Below are 22,616 nucleotides of genomic sequence, written 5' to 3' on the forward strand. Positions count from 1 at the left end.
CATGGGGATCAAATAAATGATCAACACTAGCCGAATTGGGCAGTTGGCAAACTGATCCAATTAACAAAATTATGCTAAGTGGGGGTAACAAAGTGACTTAGCACAACAAAAAAAGCCTACATTGTCATGTAGACTTTTGCTCATTAAAGCTTTGATGTTTTTAACCAAGACCATTGTTTTAACTGGGGCGCTAACCATATGTACAAGTATTCAGCCACCTGCAACCAAGCGTACGCAAGCAATACGGCGCCAATCGTATCTGTCGGAAAATGTGCCTGTAGGAAGACTCGACTGAACATCACCAGCAACACCCAAATACATAGAATCGTTTGAATTAGCAGGCGCTGTAATCGGCTTTTGATCACTGGTAGAACCACTAAAAACAAAATAGCTGCCACCATGAAGGTGCCCAACACATGTCCAGAGGGAAAACTATAACCATCATCAGCGGGTAAATGACCGATCGGACGGGATCGAGCCACAATGTGCTTAATCAGTGTGCCTAAAACATTCCCTCCCAAACCGTATCCTAATGCCCACAAGGCTGGAATACGATAATGGAAGAACCATAAGCAACCGGCGATCAGCACCATATAGACTAAATCAAATGACGGACTAGCTAGTTTCGTAATTGCTGAAAACACAGCTGTGGCGAAAGCACTATTACGTGGAATGCGATTGACCATCTCTGAATCAATCAACCCAAGCAACTGCGATTGCCGCATTGCCATTGCCGCTAACATTAAAAACAAGATGGTGGTCACGGTTAAGATGAGTCCGCGGCCCCTTTCTTTCTCAATCAACATAAATTTTGAACCTCCCCCCGTTTACCGGGGTCTAAATTCGGTCAAAAGACCATTGACAAAGTATAGCACACCCTTGCCGAATCGCCGTGGTTCGTTCATGAGCTTTACGCTCCTTTAACCAGTTAAGGCTTCCTTAAAAAATGTTGTAATGCCAAGACTACTACAATTTTGATCCTTATTTTAGCCCCTAGTTTGTCGTGAACCGGAAAAGATTTCTAAAGAAATGGCTTAAGTCGAGATAATCAGATTACAAATCCTTAGAATGAGTGTGGTCATTGTTACCAACTGGTACAATGAATGACGATTTGCAGCTACCATTACTGCCACCCAACAAACTTGTTTTATCAATAACAAGTCCATTTAATTTGTGGCCAGTTATTTTGGCTGATCACGACTTTTAGATCACGATCGACTTCTTTTATCTAACCGTGCTCGTCTGCAATGGTGATCAGACCTAGCTAACCCGGAGGAATTTATGAACAACGACAATCAAGACTCGCGCTTAAATCGCTATGATCGGCGAACGCATGGCAATCATTTTATCGAAGACTCATCTTCGGCGTCACCTCAAAATAACGACCCTAAACCGCCTAGACGTCATCGCCATCCCATTCGAAACACCTTTTTTGCAATTATTGCAGTGCTCTTATTGGTTATTGGCGGTTTTGGCTTCAAGCTATACAACAATTTAAAACATTCTTCTAATGAGATGTTTAATTCAGTTAATGGCGCCAAGGCAACAGACGTTAGTGCCAAAATCAAGAAGGGTAAACCTATTTCAATCCTGTTGATGGGCACCGACGTCGGTGCCTTGGGACGAAACTCTAAGGCATGGGCTGGCGGGCGAACCGACTCAATGATGTTAGTTACTGTTAATCCAAAAAAGAAGACGACCACGATGATCAGCATTCCACGTGACTCACTAGTGTCGGTTGTCGGTTATGAAAACGAATTTCCAACTAAGATCAATGCCGCCTACTACTTCGGTCAGACAAAAACAGCTATTAAAACAACTGAAAAACTCTTTAACGTGCCAATTGACTACTACGCCCTCCTCAACATGGGTGGCTTAGAAAAAGTGATCAACAAAGTCGGCGGTGTCGACATTGTGCCGCCACTCTCATTCACTTATGAAAACCAAAAATTCGTTAAGGGCAAAAAGATCCATGTTAATGGTGCACAAGCGCTTAAATTTACCCGAATGCGCTATCAAGATCCTGAGAGTGACTATGGCCGAACACTGCGTCAGCGAATCGTAATTACCGCATTGTTAAAGAAGAGTGGCAACTTATCGAACTTATTAAATCAAGACTTTTTAAATTCTATTGCGAGTCAGTCACGAACCGATTTCACTTTTGGCGATATGATTGCTTTGGCTAATAACTATCGCCCTGCTACGAAACATGTTGTCTCAGACCACGTTCAGGGAGTCAGTGACGATATCGCCGGCCAAAGTTTTGAAGTGCTGCCAACGACGGAGAAGCAACGCATCACCAACGAGGTCCGAAAACAACTGCAATTACCAAAAGCAAAAACAGGTAAACGTTTTGCTAGCTATGTCCCTGCCTCACTAGCGGCTTATGCGCCATCAGTTTCTTACGGTGAAACAGCCGACACCGCTTCAACTTGGGGCAAAGACACAAATACGGCCTCGCAATATGACAAGGCCTACAACAGTGGCTCTGACAGCTCACTCAACCCTAATTACGGTGCTGGTAATTCAAACACCTCGGGGGATACAGCTAATGCCACTGGGAAAGATTCTAAGAATACTGGTGGCTACACAGGTTACGGATACTAAAACACTCACAGCAAAACAATCTGAGTCATGAACGAACATTAGTCCCGTCTGGTCAATCAGTAATCTTCGACAAAAGTCAAATTTAACTAAACAATGAATAACTCAAGAGGCATGCTAAAAAGGTCACTTCTATTATGAAGTGACCTTTTTAGCATGCCTCTTTAATGGTTTTGTGTTAACTTCCACCGGCGTTGCCCGCGACGCCACACACGTTCACTTAATTCAGCTAGTAGAAATCCCAAAGCGATCGTTCCTGCTACGACAACCACTTGGCCGAGATATCCCATTGCTTCGGTCATTTGACCCAGGACCAAATTACGGACCATCTGATAAGCCTGGCCGCCAGGAACTAACGGGACCAAGCTAGGAATGTTGAATAAAATAACCGGCATATGTTTATGTCGCGCAGCAAAACTACTCAACCACCCGATCGCGATACTAGCAGCCAACATCCCGAGTGCCATTAGCGACAATTGTTTGTAACTAGTTGGCAAAGCTTCAATTGCTGTATAAACGACCCAGCCAGTTAGCCCGATTAAGCCGGCAATATTCAATGCTCGTCGCGGAATGTTTAAAATGATGCCGAAACCCACAGTCGCTAAATACGCCAAAAGACCAGCCCATAATAATTGCATGCTTTCATCCCTCTTTTATTTAAACGACTTATCTCAAACTCACCATCAGCGCAATGCCAACGCCAATCGCACCAACCGAAAGCACTGCTTCCATGGCTCGTGCCGGACCACTCAAAAAATTGCCAGCGATTGTATCACGAAAAGCATTCATAAGTGGCACGCCAGGCACTAATGGCATGAGTGCCCCGATGATGACCGCATCCCGAGCAGGACGACTCAGGCCTAGCCACATCAAACCCAGATCCGCGATTAAGCCAATTAATAAAGCCGCTAAGAATTCAGACAGAAAACGAATGCGCACCTCATGATTTATGTAGTAAAAGACAGCATATCCAACCCCACCAGCCAGTGCTGTTAAGCCAACCGTCACCCAGTCATCAATGTGCGTAAAGGCTACCATTAGCGTGACACTAACCACAATTGCCGCCAAGTCTTGTAACCAAAAAGGGAACGTCGCGACGGCTGCACTAATTTGATGTAAACGTCGATTAAATGTTCTTAAATCAATTTCTTGGGCGGCGAACTGACGTGATAACGTATTAACCTGATCAACTTTTTCTAAGTCAATGGTTCGCGTGTGAATTGGCCGTACTTGTGTCAATCCCACTTCTGGTAAGGACATCGTGATCCCGGTCAATAACACAAAAACATCTGCTTGTTTAAAACCAGCATTAGTCGTAATTCGCGTCATTGTATCCTCCACCCGAGCAATTTCCGAACCATTGCTTAACAAAATTTCCCCAGCCAGCAGGGCGGTATTCATGACTAATTGAGCTGTCTGCACACTAATCACTTCCGTTTCATGATGATGGATTAAAAAAAAGCGGTGTCGCCTTCCTACTGGAAGCCCGACACCGCCAAAATTCTGCTATTAATTAGTCTTTTACGACGTTAGCAGCTTGTGGTCCACGGTCACTTTCTTCAACATCGAAAGTAACACCTTGGCCTTCTTCAAGCGTCTTGAAGCCATCGCCTTGGATTGCTGAGAAGTGAACGAAAACATCGTCGCCGCTTTCGCGGGTGATGAAACCGAAGCCTTTGTCAGCGTTAAACCATTTAACAGTACCGTGTTCTGCCATGTTGTTGAGTCCTCCTGTGCGTCTGTACGCAGTTTATAAAGTTTGTAAATTGGCACTGGTACAAATGGGGACTGTCACGAACAAGCATGAGCCGATCTAACCATCATTCCCGAACCAAACTACACAATAATTGTATCATAGGAAGCGGTTTTTTGACCATGCCTTAGTCTTGTAAAAATAAATTTATTGAGCAGGTTGACGTTTGCGACGCCCCAAAATTATAACTGAATCGTAGCGTCCTCCCTAGGCCTGAAGACCAACAAATCGATTCAACTAAGGCTTCAAGATGAATAAAATTTTTGCACAACTGGTGGCTTCCTGCCACAAATCTGCACATTGTCGCCAAATAAATTACAGGCATCCAAGTTAGCACGCTCCTAGTAAACGTGCTACAGTAATTTCAAACAACTACTGAATTTCAACTTACTAGACCCCTCAATAAGGTATACGACTGCCTTGGCGTTTTTGCTGATCTCGCAATATTTATCCGTTGCCACTTCTTCTATCATAAATGTCGACCATTATCGAGCTAAACCGTTAATAATCCAGCTAAAATTGGATCAATTCTTGATCGTATGTAAATTCAAATCATCCTGTTCAACTTCTAAAAGTGCTAAAATGACACTGAATGATAATTTGGAGGCGTTAATATGGCAGAACAACTGCTAGCTATTGACGAACTCGATCATTCCGCTCAAACAACGGCAGTGACCGATTTTGCCAAGTTTTATATTGGTTTATGGCAACAAAGTAACCTAGAATTGATTTCCACCTATGATCACCAGCACGGATACATTGATAACATTAATCACGAGTTAACTTTGAATCAATCATTTACGCCTGAGGAACGCTTAACCACTAGTGTGAACTTTAATAGTGATGATTATCGCCAACTCTTGCATGAGATTGGATTGCGCTTTTACACTAATGGCCATTCAGAGATACCATGGTCCGGTTGGTACCAACAACAATTTGCTCAACTGGCAACCGCGTAATAATCACTCAGAATATAATTAGCCCAATGAATCTATGCTCGACAAAAAGCTGTCACCCACATTACTGTGGATAACAGCTTTTTATTTTGACAATGCTACCTTTTATAGACGATCCTTGTTCACGAATAACGCGTCGTTAGCGCCATGATGAACCTCTGGCTGAATGGTGACATGACATAAATGATACTTTTGTACTAATAGATCACGGATCTGAGCTACCGTTTGTTCCGCTTCACTAAGCATCACATCTTGCATATTCACGTGCGCCGAAAAGACCACTTTATTTTCATCAATCAACCATGCGTGAATATGATGAACCCGAATGACGCCAGGAATCGTGGTAATATCAGCAGCAATCGCATCATAGTCTAGCTGTGGCGCCGTTTGCATCAAGATACTGATCGAATCATGAATCACCGGCCACGTTTCATAGATGATATAAAATGAAACAAGTAAGGTTAACAAAGGATCAATCCACGTGATGTTAAAGACAACGATTAACACCCCACCAATAATAACCGCGATGGAAGATAAAGCATCAGCCAAGACATGTAAGTAGGTTGCCTTGATATTTAGGCTTTCTTCAGCTCCGCGGTGCATCAAAATAGCAGAGATCAAATTCGCAAGTAGCCCGATAACGGCGACGATTAACATGATATCGCCGTTAATTGGTTCAGGCTTCATAAAGCGACGCGCTGCCTCAACCATTAATACCACAGAAACACCAATTAAGAATAAACCGTTGACAAAGGCTGCGAGAATTTCTGCTCGTCGATAGCCAAATGTTCGTTGGCGATTCTGCTGCTTGCCACTAATTCTTTGAGCAACATAGCCTAAAACAATCGACAAAGAATCGCCTAAATTATGAAAAGCATCTGACAGTAAGGCCAATGATCCAGACACTAGTCCCCCAGCAATTTCAGCAACGGTGATTAATAAATTAAGTAAGGTAACAAATAAAAATCGGGCGCCCGTCATTTTCGTTTCTTGCACTATGGTCGCCCTCCTCTCTAACTAAGAGATACGATGAGCCGATCCACTCGTCCACCGCTCACTGTTCATTATCGCATATGAAGGGTTAAACACAAAAAGCGATTTATGGCTATTTTACTGCCACAGCGTAAATGTAGTCACGAACATAATGAACGTATCAGTTAACCAGTGGGCAAAAAAGGCCGGCCAGATCGACTTGGTTCGAATATAAAGTCCTGTTGTAATCAAACGGGAAACGCCAATGATGAAGAACATTTGTGCCAAATGCCAATCGTATACATAAAAGTGCATGAGGCCAAACATAAACATTGAAATCACGAGTGCAATCCACATGCTGGCATTCCGTCGCTGATGGGCATATTTTTTAATCATCGCTGCCAATGCTAAGAATAAAATAATGCCAAATAATTCTTCAATCATCAAGGCAGGTACGTTTAATATCGAGTTAGTTGTGAAATGGAGGATTTTATTTGCTAGACTCCCATGACCAGTACTGGCAACAATGCTTTTATTAGCGACGCTAGGGATAAAGGAAGACGCCAACTGCCCATAAGCTAAATTGATAACAGTGAATAGGAGCATTACCCCTAGATCACGTACTGAAAAACGACGATACAATGTTTTTAGCGGTTGCTTGGCGCCATACCGAAATAACAATAAAAAGAGTAGTAAAGGGCCAAAAGTTTGATACAGACCAACCAGTCCTAATTCAATTGGATTAGCCGTCTTGACAAAGTTGGTAGCAACCTGAGATAAAATAATGGCGATGCTTGCCAATGCAATGAACCAATAATTGGCTAAAGATTGAGTTGGTGTGTCAATTAAGGGTAAATCAATAGCCGATTGTTTCTTCTCAAGAAAAAAACGTGTCTCAGTCTGTGTATTCATGTTGGTACCCCCTATGAAGATTTTTTTAGCTTAATCTAACTAAGTCTCCATCTCAAGTAATCGGACCCGCTAACTATCAGCGAGTGACCCTTTATCCATCACTGCAACAAAAAAAGCCTTACCAAGTAAAATATGGCAAGACTTTAATCAAATTCAAATTAGCAAGCAGAATCGCTTACGCAGTATGAATTTATCTTCTTCGAAAGGAACTACTTAACAGTAACCGTAGCGCCGGCTTCTTCCAAAGTAGCCTTCAAAGCGTTGGCATCGTCTTCAGACAAGCCTTCCTTAATGTTCTTAGGTGCGCCATCAACTAAGTCCTTAGCGTCCTTCAAGCCTAAACCAGTTGCTTCACGAACAGCCTTGATAACTTTGATCTTAGCTGAACCGGCACTAGTCAATTCAACGTCAAATTCAGTCTTAGCAGCAGCGTCGCCACCAGCAGCACCAGCAGCTGCAACTGGAGCAGCAGCACTAACACCAAATTCTTCTTCGATTGCTTTAACCAAGTCGTTTAATTCAACGATGGTTGCGTCTTTTAATTGATCAACAATGCTTTGTGAGTCTAAAGCCATGATTGTAATCCTCCATTTTTAAATGTGTTCCGGTCAAGCCGGTAAATTAATCAGGTAATGATCAGTCGAGCTTAAATAATTAAGCAGCTGGTTCGTCATCTTTGTTATCAGCCACTTGCTTAACTGCAAAGGCAAAGCTGCGAATTGGTGATTGCAATTCGGAAGCCAGCATTGACAGTAAGTCTTCGCGACTTGGCAAGGTTGCGTATGTGTTGATTTCCTCAACGCTGGCAACTTTACCTTCCATCATACCGCCCTTGATTTCAAGGACATCATGATCCTTAGCAAATTTAGCTAAGATCCGCGCTGCGGCAATGGAATCTTCCCCATTACCAAAGGCAACAGCAGTTGGTCCAACGAAAGAATCGTTTAAATCAGCCACGCCAGCCTTTTCAGCGGCACGAGTTAAGATCTTGTTCTTGATAACTTCCATAGCAACGTCGGCATCACGCAATTGCTTACGTAAATCCGTTACTTCTTCAACCGTTAAACCACGGTAGTCAACAACAACAACTGAGTTGGCGTCCGTTAATTTTTTCGCAACGTCGTCAACGATGGCAGCTTTTGCTGCAATTGCTTCTTTACTCACGTTTTACACCTCCATGATTGATTTTTTACCTAAAAAAACCGCTGTCCTAATCTAAGACAGCGGGTTCAAAGTCATTCACACGAATCGCTTTGCCTCGGCAGGATATTAAGGCACAAAGCCACCTGAGTCTTAGGTAAAATTAAATTACTAGATCATCTTAGCAAAGCAACTCATTCACGTCAATGCTTGAATTAGAAGCTAGCTAAATCAACCGTTACGGCTGGGCCAAACGTTGAAGCAACAGATAAGTGTTGTACGTAAGTCCCACGAACAGCGGCTGGACGTGCACGAACAATCACGTCTTCAATCGCTTTGAAGTTACCAACAAGTTGGTCTTCAGAGAATGATACTTTACCGATTTGAACGTGAACATTTCCGTCACGATCGGTCCGGTAAGTCACCTGTCCACCCTTAGCGTCTTTGACAGCTTGGGCAACGTTCATGGTAACCGTACCCGTCTTAGGGTTAGGCATTAAGCCTTTAGGCCCCAATTGGCGACCTAAACGGCCAACTTGAGCCATCATGTCTGGTGTTGCAATTGCAACGTCAAAGTCTAACCAACCATCAGAGATACGTTGAACCAAATCAGTATCACCGACTTCATCAGCACCTGCATCTTTAGCAGCTTGGGCTTGTTCACCCTTTGCGAATACGATGACGCGTTGTGTTTTACCAGTTCCGTTAGGTAAAACCATTGCCCCACGTAACTGTTGGTCTGCCTGCTTGGTGTCTAAGTTTAAGTTGAAGGCAACTTCAACTGTAGCATCGAACTTCGCGAAGTCGATCTTCTTCACCAAGGCAACGGCGTCCTCTACGCTGTAAGCTTTTGTCTTATCGACTTGCTTGGCAGCTTCTTGATACTTCTTGCCCTTTTTAGTGGCCATTGTGTTTTCCTCCTTGCAAATGTGGTAATGGCGAAAAACGCTCAGCAGGAATTTCGACACTATGCATGAGCTGTCACTCTAGTCGATAAATGACATCTCACTCACTGTGTGCCGTTTCTTAACGCTCATTTCTGCTCGGTGTTTTTCTTCCACCTGATACATTCAGCTTTTGCCGAGTATCCGTACCGTCAAAGTTAGGCTTAGCCTTCTACAGTAAAGCCCATGCTCCGTGCAGTACCTTCGACCATGCGCATAGCGGCTTCAACGTCGGCAGCGTTTAGATCTTGCATCTTAGTCTTGGCAATTTCCTCAACTTGCGCTTTAGTTACCGTAGCAACCTTCTTCGTGTTGGGTTCGCCAGAACCATGTTCAACACCAGCAGCCTTCTTCAGTAGAACAGAAGCTGGCGGGGTCTTAGTGACGAAGTCGAATGAACGATCCTCGTACACCGTGATAACAACTGGAATCAACAATCCTGCTTGGTCAGCAGTGCGGGCATTAAAGTCCTTTGTAAATCCCATGATGTTAATTCCTGCTTGACCTAAAGCAGGACCAACCGGCGGAGCAGGTGTTGCTTTACCGGCAGGAATTTGTAACTTAACAACATTAGCTACTTTTTTAGCCATGTTCAATTCCTCCTTGATTGTGGTCGTTGATGGCGCATAAGTTTTGCGCCTCCCACGGCATGTGTAAACACATACCGTAGTAGTTTACCATGTTGATCAACTACTGACAAGCGATTACTGGATTTTATCGACTTGGGCAAAGTTCAATTCCGCTGAAGTTTCTCGCCCAAACATGTCAACATTAACCTTTAATTTTTGTTTTTCGTCATCAACTTCTGTTACTTTACCAACCATATCAGAAAAGGCCCCATCAACGATCCGGACAGATTCGCCAACCTCGACATCAAAATCACTTTGATGGCGCGCATCAACGCCAATACGATTTAATACTAAGCTCACTTCATCTGGTAATAGTGGGGTTGGCTTTGACCCACCGCCATGAGAACCCACGAAGCCAGTGACGCCAGGAGTATTACGAACGATATACCAAGCTTGATCCGTCATGATCATCTCAACGAGCACGTAACCCGGAAAATCATTTTCAACCACTGTCTTAGCTTTACCATCTTTAATCTGTTGTGCTTCTTCTTCTGGTACTACGACACGAAAGATGTAATCAGACATTCCCATGGATTGTGCCCGGGATTCCAAGTTTGCTTTCACTTTATTCTCATAGCCAGAATACGTGTGTAACACATACCATAGTTTTTCAGCGGTTTCCGCCATGTTCTATTCCTCCATCCAACAATCGACAAAATAAAAAAACTTCGCACGCAACGAAGTTTTCCAACAAACTCAGTATATCAAAAATAATGCTATTTGACCACTTTGACCAAATACAAGAAACATGCTTGTGTCAATTGGCTAAGCCAGCCAAGTCACAAGGGCCTGCATGCCCCAGTCAATTAGTGCGAAGAATAGCGCAAACATCACTGAGACGAGGAGCACAATCGAAGAATCACGCCGATTTTCCTTGGCAGTTGGCCACCGAACAATCTTCAATTCAGCGATCACACTCTTTAAAAAGCGCCATAAATGCATGAGTTATCCTCCTACTTTGTCTCCTGATGTAATGTATATTGACCACAGTGTTTACAGAATTTATTAACTTCAAGCCGATTAGTCCGATTAGGATTGGATGAAATAGTGTAATTTCGTGATCCACACACTGAACATGCCAGTGCGACTTTACGATTGGCCATCTCTGGCACCTCCAGTACAAAATTTAGATCACCACAAAATAAGCGATCTTCAACAATTAATATCTAAATCAGACTAGCACGCGATTCTGACGGTGTCAATTGAATAAATCAGTCCATGATGACAACTTTTAGTGGGTTAGAATTTTAGACAAGTGCTAACTCAGACTATGTCAGCGTCGGATGCTACAACTACATCTTTGATCAGCCGGCGATCACCCTCAATTTTAACCTGGTTTTTTTAGAGACATCACTGCGCCGGTCATAAGCACTTTTTTTACCAACTAAGTGTGAACAAGACTGGGTAATCTTCTTACATCATTCTCGCTGCATAGCTCGAAAAACTCGGGTTGCTTTAATATGGCAGCGATTAATCGCATTGGTAACCCGGTCCTCATCAACACCACCAACATAAGCGAGATATGCAATCGATATTCCGTTAATTAGTCCTTGCCAGACAAACGTTTCTAATGGTGACAGTAACGCCTTCAGTCGCGTTAAATAGACTTGCAAATTTAATTGGTGGCTGCCAGTCAATCCAAATGCCCGCAACTGGTCGACTAAATTATTTTGGCTCTCATCATCGATTGATTCACTAAATTCCGTGGCCCGTCGTTTAAGTGCATTCTGCTGGCGTTTTAAATCAAAACCACGGTTCCGAATATTCGTCTTAAAATAGGCGCCGAACTCGCCGAACTTGCGACCGTGATATCGTTTCAATGTTTCAGTCAGGACGATTCGTGATTCCTGCTGCCAATCGTCGTAATCAACTAAAATCCCCTTAAAATGCAATAGATAGTAATACTTAACTACCAGCGGCTGATACTGATTAAATAACCGTTCAAACGCTTGTCGATCGCCAGTATCGGCATCATTAATTACGAGGTCTTCTGTTTCACGATCCCAACCAACCATTTCTGCACCTGCTTCCTGTAAAGAGCATCACCATTTGATGATTTTAATTTAAAAAAGCAGTCCCCTTTAGCCAACCAAACACACGTTTTAACAATTTAAGGCTTTGCTGAGTCATCGGCTTTCTTATAATTTGAACTTCTGTCATTCGTAGAAAAACCAAACAAAACATCGCCACTTTAACAGCAATCGTCTAAATTTGCCGCGTTACACTTCACAATGGAAAAATGGTTCGGGTTCCCTCCAAAAACGAAATAACCTTTACCCAACACCAAGTGATCAGTGGCGGGTAAAGGTCATCATCAAAAAAACTCATATTCTCATCAATAATTATGTTAAAGGATGGCGGGAGTTAAAGCCCGCGTAGATCAATAGTGAAGCTGCAACAGAAGCATTCAAACTCTGTACTTGGCCAATCATTGGAATTGTCAACATCTCGTCAACAGACTTTTTTAAGAGCGGTGCAATCCCTTTTCCCTCATTACCAATGATGAGGGCAGTCGGTCCGGTCGCATCCCACCGGCGATAATCGGTGCCAGCCATGTCAGTGCCAAAAATCCACAATCCGCGATCTTTAAGGGTCTTGACCGTAGCAACTAGATTTGTCACTCGTGCAACTGGTATATGTTCGATCGCACCGGTGGACGTCTTTGACACCACCGAAGTTAGTCCAACCGCTCGCCGTTTAGGGATAATAATTCCGTGAATGCCGGCTGCATCAGCTGTCCGCAAAATCGACCCCAAATTATGCGGGTCCTCTATAGAATCTAAAATTAAGAAAAATGGCGGCTCATTTGCAGCTTCCGCTTTGGCAAATAAATCATCCAGCGAAGCATAATCAAATGGTGGTATTGCTAGCACGACGCCTTGGTGATTTTGTCCCGCCGTCATTTGATCTAATTTTTGTTTTGGCACGGTACTGATAATCAAGCCGCGCTGGTTAGCCAAATTAGCAATGTTATGCAGGATATCTGCGTGTAACCCTTCTTGAATGAAAACTTTATTCACTTGTTGATCAGAATTTAATGCGGCTTCTACCGGATGTCGACCAATAATAAAATCACCTGTCTCATTAGCGACTGGTTCTGATTTGGCAGGTTCTTCACGTCGCTTGACGGTATGCCGATGCTGATTTGCTTGACGTTTATTTGGCATGCTTTGCTCCCTTTGTTTCTTCAGTGCGCCCGGCCTCAACCTGCTCAATGCACCATTGGGCCAGCCAATCTTGTCGCTCACGCTGATCGGTCAACTTTAGATAACCAAAGATCGCTTCAAAACCCGTTGAGATTCGATACGTCACAATATTAGTATTTTTAGCGCTATGTCGCGTCGTTGCGTTACGGCCGTGTTTGAACATCGCCGTTTCTTCATCCGTTAAGATTTCATCAATTTCCAATAAGCGAATTAACGCAGCCTGTGCTTTTGCCGACACAAAATGGGTCGCATGATGATGTAATTTGGTCGGCACTGTATAGCCTAGTTCAATTAGATGTTGGCGAATGTACACTTCGTATACGGCGTCACCAATGTATGCCAACGCCATGCCATTTAGTTCACGATAGTTAATTTCAGTCATCTGTATCCTTCCGCCAACGGGTTCCTTGCGGCGTATCCTCCAAAATAATGCCCCGTGCCTTAAGCTGATCGCGAATTTCATCGCTACGGGTAAAATCCTTGTTGGCACGTGCTTGCAACCGTTCATCAATCAATCCTTGGATTTCTTCATCAGCGAGTGATTCTTCCTCAAATTCAATTCCAAAGACCCGTAAGAGGGTGGCATATAGCGTTTTCAGTTGAATCAAGGTTGCCGCTTGCACCTTTTCCCGCGTTAAATACACGTTGATCACTTTCGCCAATTCATAAATTGCTGCGATACCATTTTGCGCATTGAAATCGTCATCCATCGCCGTTTCAAACACAACCTGTTGCTCATGTGCTAATTGTTCGACAGGGGCGTCATGGCCCTCTTTTGCATCTGAAAGCCGATAGGATAAATTATCGTAAGTGTTTTTAAGACGCTTAAGGTTGTTCTTAGCGTCAGCCAAGTTACCACTGGTGTACTGAATTGGCCGACGATACTGCGTCGTCGCCATGAAGAACCGTACCGCTTGTGGGTCTTCTTGCTCGTTCATCTGATGCAACGTAATAAAATTGCCCAGTGACTTACTCATCTTCTGATTCTCATCACCAACAGTAACAAAACCATTGTGCATCCAATAGCGTGCAAACTGCTTCCCTGTATGGGCCTCACTTTGAGCGATTTCATTGGTGTGGTGTGGGAAAATTAAATCCTGTCCACCACCATGGATATCAAACGTATCGCCTAAGTACTTAGTGGACATTACTGAACACTCAATATGCCAACCAGGACGGCCCATGCCCCACGGTGATGACCATGAAATTTCATTTGGTTTTGCGGCCTTCCACAAAGCAAAATCAATCGGGTCTTCCTTTTTGGCGTTATCGCCATCGTCTACACGGTCACTAGCCCCTGTTTCCAAGTCATCTAGCGATTCATGGACCAGTTGCGTGTAATGCTCAAACTTACGGGCTCGATAGTACACGTCGCCGGCAGATTCATAAGCATACCCTTTTGCCACCAAATCAGCCACAAACGCAATAATGTCATCGATATTGTCCGTTGCCCGTGGGTTTACGGTCGCTCGTTCAACGTTAAGGGGCTTAGTGTCCTCAAAATAAGCGTTAATGAAACGATCACCTAACTCTGGCACCGTGATTCCCTCACGAGCAGCTTCATTGATCATCTTATCGTCTACATCAGTGAAATTCGAAACATAATTCACGGTAAAACCTTTGTATTCAAAATAACGACGAATCGTATCAAAGGCAACGACTGAGCGCGCGTTACCGATATGAATGTAATTGTACACGGTTGGACCACACACATACATATTCACCTGGCCCTCGTGTAGCGGCACAAACGGTTCTTTTGTTCGGGAAAGCGTATTAAAAATTTGAATCATGACACCGTTGCCTCCTTAAGCCAATTGTAATTAATGTGATTTTACCATATTTTGATTGCTCTGCTAGGCAAAGGCCGGCTAACTGGACAATTACACAACCACTAAATAACCGCCTTAGCTAATTTTCCCACACAAAAACCATCATCCAGTGTAACATCCTGCTGAATGATGGCTTCTTAGCAAAATTTTTATAATGATTCAATAATGGCCTGCATGTTTCGTATGGTTGCTTTACGACCTAACAACTCCATTGATTCTGGTAATTGTGGCCCATGCATTTCGTGAGTCGCCGCAATTCGCAGTGGCATGTATAGCGCGCGTCCACGAATTTTGGTGTCTTTTTGGATTTCCTTAATTGTCTTTTGAATCTGATAAGCATCAAATACAGCTAACTTATCAGCTCGTTGAACGAATTCGGTCAGCACCGTCTTCGCGGTATCGGCAGCCAACTCTTCTTTGGCTTCATCCGTGATTTGAGCCGGTTCTTGGAAGAAGACATCCTTACTCATGTCCACGATTTGCGCTGTGTAGGACATTTGTTGTTTGTAAAGGCTTACCAACTTGCGTACCCATTCCAGGTGTAATTGGTTTGGATCATTTTCAACCAAGCCAGCCCGAATCAACTCTTGTAAGCTGCTGTCAAAGATTTCATCTTCAGGAGCTGCCTTCACGTATTGATTGTTGATCCATTCTAGCTTTTTGCCATCAAACTTAGCTGGCGATTTTGATAAGCGCTTTTCATCAAACATTTTGATCAGTTCCTTTTGCGTGAAAATTTCATTTTCACCCACCGGTGACCAACCTAATAAGGTAATGAAATTTAACATTGCATCAGGCAAGTAGCCCAATTCACGATACTGTTCAATGAATTGAAGGACTGTTTCGTCACGTTTCGATAATTTTTTACCAGTTTCAGTATTAATAATCAGCGTCATGTGACCAAAAATTGGTGCTTCCCAGCCGAACGCTTCATAAATCATCAATTGTTTTGGCGTATTGGCAATATGATCGTCTCCACGTAAAACGTGACTGATTTCCATCAAATGATCGTCAACCACAACAGCAAAGTTATAGGTCGGCATCCCATCACGCTTTTGGATCACCCAATCGCCACCGATGGTATCTGAGTTGATGGAAATATGCCCCTTAACAATGTCTTCCCATGCGTAGTCACGATTCTTTGGCACGCGAAAACGGACGACCGGTGTTAACCCATCAGCTTCAGACTTCGCTTGAGCTGCCGCAATTTCTTCATCACTCATGCCTTCATATTCATAAACATAGTGCGGCGCTTGCTTATTTGCCTGCTGACGTTCTCGATCAGCAGCCAATTCTTCCTCAGTCTTGTATGATTTATAGGCCAACCCTTGGTCAAGCAAATCCTGGATCAGCTTTACATAAATCTCTTTACGTTCAGATTGCCGATAAGGGCCAAAGTCACCAGGTTTGTCAGGACCTTCATCCCAGTCAATTCCCAGCCATTTCAAGTTGTCTAACTGACTTTTTTCACCGTCAGCCACGTTTCGTTTCGTATCAGTATCTTCAATCCGAATCACAAACGTTCCGTTGTTATGCCGCGCAAATAAGTAGTTAAATAACGCGGTTCGGGCATTTCCAATATGCAAATGTCCGGTTGGTGACGGTGCATAACGCACCCGAATTTTATCCTTGGCCACAATCAGCGCCTCTTTCTTAATAAATTAGTGTGTCTGCCATTTATGTTACCTTTTTGGGCAGGCTTTTTCAATAACGCCTGGCCCAGAGAGTGTGAACCAGACTGGCTTGAGACCGAGCAACAACTGGAAATCACGGACGGGTGGCTTCACCCGGTAGTGGTTGTTGGTTGTGCACAGGGCTCAGGTCTGGTGAGCACGTTTACGCGAAAGTTTAGTATCTTGGCAGTTTAGAATAGTATCAAGATTAAGCTCTGGCAATATCGCTCACTGTTGGCCAATCTAAAAGCATCTTGTCCGTTTATAACTCGATGTGAAGAATAACACTGCCGATCTTTATACCAACCAGTAGACCGCTTTGCCCTCCAGCAACCTCTGATAAGCTTTATTGGTGTTCCAAATCCGATTGGATTTTTGATCAGGCATTCATCAAACGTTTTTTGCGCATTCTTTCTTCCGATAGAGGTAATCTGACCAGTCATCCCCTAAAACAACCACTTATCTACAAAGCTTGTCGCTAAGAACATCATTGCGGTATGTTAACAATAATTTAGAAAGATGGTGATGCCATGAAAATCTCATTTGCATTTGTTTCAAGTATTCTCGAACCTTATATCACAATCCACGCCCCCATGAAGACTCCAGAAATCCTGCAGTTAGGTCAAGCAATCAAAGATTTAACTGCCCCTTGGCAATTAATCGGTTATCGCGGTCACGAAACTAAGTTAGTTTCGGCCTTCCAAATTAGCCGATTGTATACTGAAGATAAACGCGTTGTCGCGGAGCTAAACAGTGGAGAGCGCTATATCGTTCACAAACCAATTTATCAATTAGTTCAAGCGTTGCCATCACCTACCTTTTTACAAATTTCTAGTAGTGAACTCGTCCGCAGTGGTTGGATCAAAAAATTCAAGCTGACCCGTGCTGGAATGTTTCAGGTGATCTTCAAAAATGATGAGATCAGCTATGCTTCGCGTCGATACACACAACGATTACGAAAGGATTTTTTAAAATGAGAAAAATAATCGCAGCCATTTTGTGTGGTATTCCAATAGGTATTACGGTCGGTTTCATAATCAGCTTATTTTTTTCTGTCATTTATCGATCACAAAGCTATTTACCTTCAACACCGACATTTATTGCACAGTTCTCCTCACCACTGATAGCCACAATTGTCTCTAGCGTTTTATGGGCATTAATTGGCATCGTCTTTAGTTTAACTAATCTACTTTTCCAAGTTGATTCATGGAGTATAACGCGCCAAACTGTAGGCCATTTTGTGCTGAGCTATCTTGGATTTACACCCTTGGCCATCCTTTGTGGCTGGTTTCCAAAATCCATCGCTTGGCTTGCGCTATTTTCGCTTATTTATCTCGTCATCTACATTATCGTTTGGTTCATCAGTATGTCGATTGCCCAGGCCGAAGTGCGTCGACTTAACCGTATGTTTAAGCAATCTTGATTAGATCAAAAAAGCGCCGGGTTAAGCCAGCGCTTTTTGACATTACGATTTCCGTGAGTTCTTCTTATTCGGTTTAGATGGCGCTGAATTTGGTTTTGGTGCACCGCTACTGGGCTTTTCGTTTAACCCACGCGTTGAATGTGTTGGTTTTGCGAAAATCATGCGGCCAGCATCCGTCTGCAAGGCACTTGTTACCGTGACGTCAAGATGTTCATTGATGTAGTAGCGACCGTCCTCCACGACAACCATCGTGCCATCATCCAAGTAAGCTACACCCTGTTGACGTTCCGTCCCATTTTTGACCACCATCACGTTAAGCTGTTCGCCCGGAATCACTCGGGGCTTCAACGATTTCGCTAACGCATTGATATTCATGATCTGTACGTTTTGAAATTGGCTCACTTTATTCAAGTTGTAGTCATTGGTAACCACCACTGCTTGCATCTGTTTCGCCAATTCGATCAACTTGTCATCAACCTCGGGGATGTCTTTGAAATCACCCTCGTACATTTCAATCGGCATAATCTTTTCATTTTGAAGCTTGTTCAAAATATCCAGTCCACGCCGACCGCGCACACGTTTGATACTGTCACTAGAATCCGCAATATATTGGAGTTCCTGCAACACAAAATTAGGAACTAACAAGGTGCCTTCGAGAAAACCAGTTTTGATGATGTCGTAAATTCGCCCGTCAATCAAAATATTAGTATCTAAAATTTTGTAATGGTGATAATTCGGTTCACTTTCATCAATGATTTCGCCGCTTTCATTGGTTCGTTTATTGCGTCGAAAGCTGAGCGAAAATAACCGCCGCCACTCATCGGTTCGCGTTGTGCCTAACCGGAATCCTAAGTATCCCAGTAGCAGCATCAGCACCACCGGAATCAGTGTATTCGTTAGAAACATCGGCGTTTGAAAGAAAATCGTCGAGATCAAAATCGCAAAAACCAAACCGACAATGGTCCCCAAACTACCAAACAGTAAGTAGATCGGGCTTTGCTTCGCTAAATATTTCTCCGCACGATTCACCAGTTTTTCAATATAACCGACTAACAGAAACGAAAGTAAATACAGAATAATTGCACCAAACACAATGTTAGTCAAAAAGTTATTGATCAAGCCATTACCAGACAAACCGACGAGCCCCCAAAACACTGGGAGAAAACGAAAGCCTGCCCCGATTCCAGCAATCACAAATAATAATTGAATCACAAGTCTTTTGGTCATTTTCATTGTTTTCACCTCCCTTCAAGTCAACTAACGACGTGCTAGGCCAGCGCTAGCTTCAATGCTTCGCTGATGGTCGTAACGCCCACAACCTCAATATTAGACGGTGGGGTCCAGCCCTGTAAGTTGTTTTTTGGAACAAAAATACGTTTAAAACCTAACTTTTGCGCCTCGGCGACACGTTGCTCAATCCGATTCACCCGGCGAATTTCACCAGTTAGGCCGACTTCGCCAACAAAGCTATCACTTGATCGTGTTTCTTTATCACGGTAACTCGAAGCAATTGAGACGGCAATCGCTAAGTCAATTGCTGGCTCATCTAACTTGACACCACCAGCTGCTTTCAAGTAAGCATCTTGGTTTTGTAGCATCAAGTTAGCGCGTTTCTCGAGCACTGCCATGATCAAAGAAACTCGATTACGATCAAGTCCTTGAGCAGTCCGTTGCGCATTGCCAAAGACAGACGGTGTAATCAGTGCCTGTACCTCGACTAGAATCGGTCGAGTTCCTTCCATTGACACGACGATCGCGGATCCAGTCGCCCCGGACAACCGTTCCTCTAAGAAGATTTCGGATGGATTTGCCACTTCGCGCAGTCCATCTTCACGCATTTCAAAGATTCCTAACTCGTTCGTAGAGCCAAAACGATTTTTGACGGCCCGCAGAATGCGGTACGTGTGGTGCAAATCACCTTCAAAGTACAGGACTGTATCAACCATGTGCTCTAAAATCTTTGGCCCAGCAATCGCGCCACCTTTCGTCACATGACCAACAATAAAAATTGTAATTTGATTCGTTTTGGCGATCTGCATCAATTCCGCTGTCACTTCACGAATCTGGGCCACAGAACCGACTGCCGAAGTAATATCCGGTTCTTGCATCGTTTGGACAGAATCAATGATGACAAATTTGGGGTCTAAGGCGGTAATCTGTTCGCGAATATTATTCATATCCGTCTCAGGATACAAATAAAATTCATCACCACCAACGCCTAAACGATCCGCACGCATTTTAATTTGGGTGGCACTCTCTTCGCCAGAAACGTATAGTACTCGGCCTCCAGTATCGTTTAATTGTCCGGAAACTTGCGTTAACAGCGTTGATTTACCAATTCCTGGATCCCCACCGATTAAAACTAGTGACCCAGGAACCACGCCGCCGCCTAACACGCGATTAAATTCTTTTAGCGCTGTTTTCACACGGGGTACTTCAGCTAAGCTGACGTCCTTAATTGGTTGAGCCGTCGCTGTCTGACCAGTAAAACTAACCCGCGCTTTACGATTAGGAATATCGTCACTAATCTTTTCTTCAACTAACGTATTCCACTCGCCACAATTTGGACAGCGCCCTAAATAGCGTGGTGAGGAATAGCCACAGTTTTGACAGACAAATTGGGTTTTTGTTTTCGCCACAATTGTTTCCTTTCATACAAGTTTGACCAATGTTAACCAATCAATAATTACAGTCTACCACATGCCCGCCTGAGTGCAATTAGTTCGCAACCGATTTGAATTTTCTTAATCTTTAATGTTTTCCTGAAGAACCGAAACCCCCATTGCGTTCCATCTGGGGTGTGGTTTCACCGTCGATGGTTAAGAATGGCACAAAAATTCCTTGAGCGATTCGTTCACCTTTTTTGATCGTCACGTCAGTCAGTCCATAATTGATCAGTTGGACAAAAATTTCACCGTCGTTGCTATCATTGCTATAGTAATCCGCATCGATCACCCCAACCCCGTTTGGCAAAATTAAACGACGCTTTAAGGGCCCAGATGAACGGTTCACGAGCAAAAGGACCTCATCTGGCTGCATAAAAGCCTTAATCCCCGTGGGAACTAAAAAGGGCTTCAATTCTTGATCAGCTGTCGTTAACAGCTCTGGTGTTAGCGCCTTACCATGTCGCATATGCCACAAAGCCTTTAAAAAGTGTCCACGCCAAATTGATGGTAAGGTAAAATCGCTCACAGCTGCTAGATCATAACCGGCAGCAGCTTTTGTTTGCCGTTGTGGTAGCGGTACTGGATCGTCTGCCAACCGTTTGACCACCTCAAAACCACGTGTCTTTGCCATTAAATTGCACCTCATTTAGTTAATTTAGTCACTTACCTTTCATTATAGAGTAAGCCCTCTGGAGATGATAGCATTCTGCTATTCTCAAAAAATCAGAGCAAAACAAGCTGGGTGATGTCGAGCACTAGTTGAGGTGGACTGATTGGCGCTTCTTGCCAATTGGTCGGCCTAGACTAGGCACAGACATCAGGCTTGTGTAGCTCGACAAAAAAATCAGAGCAAAACACTGAGCATGAATTATGATAGGATGGTACATGGCAATTAAACAAACTAATACCGCCGGAATAATTTGGTAGGAGATTCATGCAATTCCAACGAGATCAGCAGCAGATAACATTAATTGAAAATGATCGGCTTACAGCCGCAGCCACATTTCCCGTTATTGATCCACAGACTTGGGCGGTAGAACATATTTGGGTGGCAAACAGTTATCCAGATCGTCAGGCACTAGCTGGTCAGCTGATTGACCACATTGCTGCCCTCGCTCAAGCGGAACACGTGAAGCTCTTGCCCCTTGATCCGTATGCTAGACAGTATTTGCGGCACAATAAACCAACCCTAATTCGCTAATCGTTAAGGAGTAATTCATTATGGCAATGACACAAGATGAACTAAAACAGCAAGTTGGCCAACGCGCCGTTGATTTTATTGAAGACGGCATGGTGGTTGGCCTTGGTACCGGCTCCACTGTGAAGTACATGGTAGACGCCTTAGGCAAACGTGTTCAAGAAGAAGGTTTAAACGTGGTTGGTGTCCCAACTTCGGATCGTACACGTGAACAGGCTCGTTCACTAGGAATCCCCGTTCAAGGTGTTGATGACGTGGATCACATTGATTTAACCATTGATGGTGCCGACGAAATCAGTGACGACTTCCAAGGAATCAAGGGTGGTGGCGCCGCCCATCTGTGGGAAAAAATCGTCGCCGTTAACTCAACCAAGAACATGTGGATCGTCGACGAAAGCAAGCTTTCCCATAAATTAGGCAGTTTTCCACTGCCATTAGAAGTGATCCCTTATGGCTCTTCCCAAGTCGTTAAAAAATTGGCTGCTAAGGGCTACAACCCGAAAGTTCGTATGCGTAACGGTGAACACGTCCTCACTGATTCAAAAAACTACGTGGTGGATCTCAGTTTAGGTGAAATTGATCATCCCCATGAATTAGCCAGTGAGTTGATTCAAATGGTGGGAGTCGTTGAGCAAGGTCTTTTCTTAGACACGGTCAACACGGTGATTGTTGGCCGGCCTGATGGACCAGAAGTGTTACACGCTCGCTAAT

27 protein-coding genes and 1 other annotated feature are annotated in these 22,616 nt (G+C 43.7%); of the genes, 6 read left to right on the forward strand and 21 right to left on the reverse strand.

The features are described from left to right. Positions 1-143 precede the first annotated feature (143 nt). Positions 144-806, reverse strand: coding sequence for a phosphatase PAP2 family protein (locus ACYQ0Y_RS04690; RefSeq protein WP_407884729.1), 663 nt, complete (start codon positions 804-806; stop codon positions 144-146). A 475-nt stretch (positions 807-1,281) separates the two neighbouring features. Between ACYQ0Y_RS04690 and ACYQ0Y_RS04695 the strand changes: the two genes are divergently transcribed. Beyond that, positions 1,282-2,607 carry an LCP family glycopolymer transferase gene (locus ACYQ0Y_RS04695; RefSeq protein WP_407884727.1) on the forward strand — a complete coding sequence of 442 codons (1,326 nt, stop codon included), beginning with the start codon at positions 1,282-1,284 and terminating at the stop codon, positions 2,605-2,607. 161 nt (positions 2,608-2,768) lie between these two features. Here the strand turns inward: ACYQ0Y_RS04695 and ACYQ0Y_RS04700 are convergent, their stop codons facing one another. From ACYQ0Y_RS04700 to ACYQ0Y_RS04710, 3 genes are all read right to left on the reverse strand, one after another. Then, positions 2,769-3,242, reverse strand: coding sequence for a threonine/serine exporter family protein (locus ACYQ0Y_RS04700; RefSeq protein WP_407884725.1), 474 nt, complete (start codon positions 3,240-3,242; stop codon positions 2,769-2,771). 28 nt (positions 3,243-3,270) lie between these two features. Continuing rightward, positions 3,271-4,005 carry a threonine/serine exporter family protein gene (locus ACYQ0Y_RS04705; RefSeq protein ID WP_407884743.1) on the reverse strand — a complete coding sequence of 245 codons (735 nt, stop codon included), beginning with the start codon at positions 4,003-4,005 and terminating at the stop codon, positions 3,271-3,273. 112 nt (positions 4,006-4,117) lie between these two features. Further along, positions 4,118-4,321, reverse strand: coding sequence for a cold-shock protein (locus tag ACYQ0Y_RS04710; protein WP_407884724.1), 204 nt, complete (start codon positions 4,319-4,321; stop codon positions 4,118-4,120). Between the two features lie 650 nt (positions 4,322-4,971). Between ACYQ0Y_RS04710 and ACYQ0Y_RS04715 the strand changes: the two genes are divergently transcribed. Continuing rightward, on the forward strand, positions 4,972-5,316 hold the full coding sequence (locus ACYQ0Y_RS04715; RefSeq protein ID WP_407884722.1) for a hypothetical protein: 345 nt from the start codon (positions 4,972-4,974) through the stop codon (positions 5,314-5,316). 102 nt (positions 5,317-5,418) lie between these two features. Here ACYQ0Y_RS04715 and ACYQ0Y_RS04720 read toward each other — a convergent pair whose 3' ends face one another. The 14 genes from ACYQ0Y_RS04720 to gltX form a co-directional block, all read right to left on the reverse strand. After that, positions 5,419-6,294, reverse strand: a complete 876-nt coding sequence (locus ACYQ0Y_RS04720; RefSeq protein ID WP_407884741.1) for a cation diffusion facilitator family transporter — start codon at positions 6,292-6,294, stop codon at positions 5,419-5,421. Between the two features lie 129 nt (positions 6,295-6,423). Further along, positions 6,424-7,197: a CPBP family intramembrane glutamic endopeptidase gene (locus ACYQ0Y_RS04725; RefSeq protein WP_407884720.1), complete on the reverse strand. Its 774-nt coding sequence runs from the start codon at positions 7,195-7,197 to the stop codon at positions 6,424-6,426. Between the two features lie 209 nt (positions 7,198-7,406). After that, entirely contained in the window at positions 7,407-7,772 is a 366-nt protein-coding gene (gene rplL / locus ACYQ0Y_RS04730) for a 50S ribosomal protein L7/L12 (RefSeq protein ID WP_407884718.1), read from the reverse strand. 79 nt (positions 7,773-7,851) lie between these two features. After that, the gene (rplJ, locus tag ACYQ0Y_RS04735) at positions 7,852-8,361 is read right to left on the reverse strand and encodes a 50S ribosomal protein L10 (RefSeq protein WP_407884717.1); all 510 of its coding nucleotides are present in this window, start codon (positions 8,359-8,361) and stop codon (positions 7,852-7,854) included. A 23-nt stretch (positions 8,362-8,384) separates the two neighbouring features. Then, positions 8,385-8,513, reverse strand: a sequence feature (ribosomal protein L10 leader region). 39 nt (positions 8,514-8,552) lie between these two features. Continuing rightward, the gene (gene rplA, locus ACYQ0Y_RS04740) at positions 8,553-9,245 is read right to left on the reverse strand and encodes a 50S ribosomal protein L1 (RefSeq protein ID WP_407884715.1); all 693 of its coding nucleotides are present in this window, start codon (positions 9,243-9,245) and stop codon (positions 8,553-8,555) included. Positions 9,246-9,445: 200 nt separating this feature from the next. Next, positions 9,446-9,871, reverse strand: a complete 426-nt coding sequence (rplK, locus tag ACYQ0Y_RS04745) for a 50S ribosomal protein L11 (RefSeq protein WP_057811427.1) — start codon at positions 9,869-9,871, stop codon at positions 9,446-9,448. Positions 9,872-9,985: 114 nt separating this feature from the next. Continuing rightward, positions 9,986-10,537 carry a transcription termination/antitermination protein NusG gene (gene nusG / locus ACYQ0Y_RS04750; protein WP_407884712.1) on the reverse strand — a complete coding sequence of 184 codons (552 nt, stop codon included), beginning with the start codon at positions 10,535-10,537 and terminating at the stop codon, positions 9,986-9,988. 138 nt (positions 10,538-10,675) lie between these two features. Beyond that, on the reverse strand, positions 10,676-10,852 hold the full coding sequence (secE, locus tag ACYQ0Y_RS04755; RefSeq protein ID WP_407884710.1) for a preprotein translocase subunit SecE: 177 nt from the start codon (positions 10,850-10,852) through the stop codon (positions 10,676-10,678). Between the two features lie 11 nt (positions 10,853-10,863). After that, entirely contained in the window at positions 10,864-11,013 is a 150-nt protein-coding gene (rpmG, locus tag ACYQ0Y_RS04760) for a 50S ribosomal protein L33 (protein ID WP_407884709.1), read from the reverse strand. A gap of 315 nt (positions 11,014-11,328) precedes the next feature. Continuing rightward, entirely contained in the window at positions 11,329-11,925 is a 597-nt protein-coding gene (locus ACYQ0Y_RS04765; RefSeq protein ID WP_407884707.1) for an RNA polymerase sigma factor, read from the reverse strand. A gap of 327 nt (positions 11,926-12,252) precedes the next feature. After that, positions 12,253-13,077, reverse strand: coding sequence for a 23S rRNA (guanosine(2251)-2'-O)-methyltransferase RlmB (gene rlmB / locus ACYQ0Y_RS04770; RefSeq protein WP_407884705.1), 825 nt, complete (start codon positions 13,075-13,077; stop codon positions 12,253-12,255). Continuing rightward, positions 13,067-13,498, reverse strand: a complete 432-nt coding sequence (locus ACYQ0Y_RS04775; protein ID WP_407884703.1) for a Mini-ribonuclease 3 — start codon at positions 13,496-13,498, stop codon at positions 13,067-13,069. The genes rlmB and ACYQ0Y_RS04775 overlap by 11 nt, the downstream gene beginning before the upstream one ends. Beyond that, positions 13,491-14,906 (reverse strand): cysteine--tRNA ligase, encoded by a 1,416-nt coding sequence (gene cysS, locus ACYQ0Y_RS04780; RefSeq protein WP_407884701.1) that lies wholly within the window; start codon positions 14,904-14,906, stop codon positions 13,491-13,493. The genes ACYQ0Y_RS04775 and cysS overlap by 8 nt, the downstream gene beginning before the upstream one ends. A 188-nt stretch (positions 14,907-15,094) precedes the next feature. After that, a complete protein-coding gene (gene gltX, locus ACYQ0Y_RS04785; RefSeq protein ID WP_407884699.1) occupies positions 15,095-16,582 on the reverse strand; it encodes a glutamate--tRNA ligase in 1,488 nt (495 codons plus the stop codon). A 566-nt stretch (positions 16,583-17,148) separates the two neighbouring features. Here gltX and ACYQ0Y_RS04790 point away from each other — a divergent pair. After that, on the forward strand, positions 17,149-17,595 hold the full coding sequence (locus tag ACYQ0Y_RS04790) for a LytTR family DNA-binding domain-containing protein (RefSeq protein WP_407884698.1): 447 nt from the start codon (positions 17,149-17,151) through the stop codon (positions 17,593-17,595). After that, positions 17,592-18,041 carry a DUF3021 domain-containing protein gene (locus ACYQ0Y_RS04795; protein ID WP_407884696.1) on the forward strand — a complete coding sequence of 150 codons (450 nt, stop codon included), beginning with the start codon at positions 17,592-17,594 and terminating at the stop codon, positions 18,039-18,041. Before ACYQ0Y_RS04790 ends, ACYQ0Y_RS04795 begins: the two co-directional genes overlap by 4 nt. Before the next feature lie 42 nt (positions 18,042-18,083). Here ACYQ0Y_RS04795 and ACYQ0Y_RS04800 read toward each other — a convergent pair whose 3' ends face one another. From ACYQ0Y_RS04800 to ACYQ0Y_RS04810, 3 genes are all read right to left on the reverse strand, one after another. Beyond that, on the reverse strand, positions 18,084-19,274 hold the full coding sequence (locus tag ACYQ0Y_RS04800; protein WP_407884694.1) for a PIN/TRAM domain-containing protein: 1,191 nt from the start codon (positions 19,272-19,274) through the stop codon (positions 18,084-18,086). 35 nt (positions 19,275-19,309) lie between these two features. Beyond that, complete coding sequence (radA, locus tag ACYQ0Y_RS04805; RefSeq protein WP_407884692.1) at positions 19,310-20,680, reverse strand: DNA repair protein RadA; 1,371 nt, start codon at positions 20,678-20,680, stop codon at positions 19,310-19,312. Between the two features lie 112 nt (positions 20,681-20,792). Next, entirely contained in the window at positions 20,793-21,338 is a 546-nt protein-coding gene (locus ACYQ0Y_RS04810; protein WP_407884690.1) for a dCTP deaminase/dUTPase family protein, read from the reverse strand. A 303-nt stretch (positions 21,339-21,641) separates the two neighbouring features. On the opposite strand from ACYQ0Y_RS04810, the gene ACYQ0Y_RS04815 reads away from it, so the two are divergent. Then, positions 21,642-21,908 (forward strand): GNAT family protein, encoded by a 267-nt coding sequence (locus tag ACYQ0Y_RS04815; protein WP_407884688.1) that lies wholly within the window; start codon positions 21,642-21,644, stop codon positions 21,906-21,908. A gap of 26 nt (positions 21,909-21,934) precedes the next feature. Further along, positions 21,935-22,615 (forward strand): ribose-5-phosphate isomerase RpiA, encoded by a 681-nt coding sequence (gene rpiA / locus ACYQ0Y_RS04820; protein ID WP_407884739.1) that lies wholly within the window; start codon positions 21,935-21,937, stop codon positions 22,613-22,615. The last annotated feature ends 1 nt before the right edge of the window (position 22,616 follow it).

The sequence above is a fragment of the Furfurilactobacillus curtus genome, assembly GCF_054657915.1.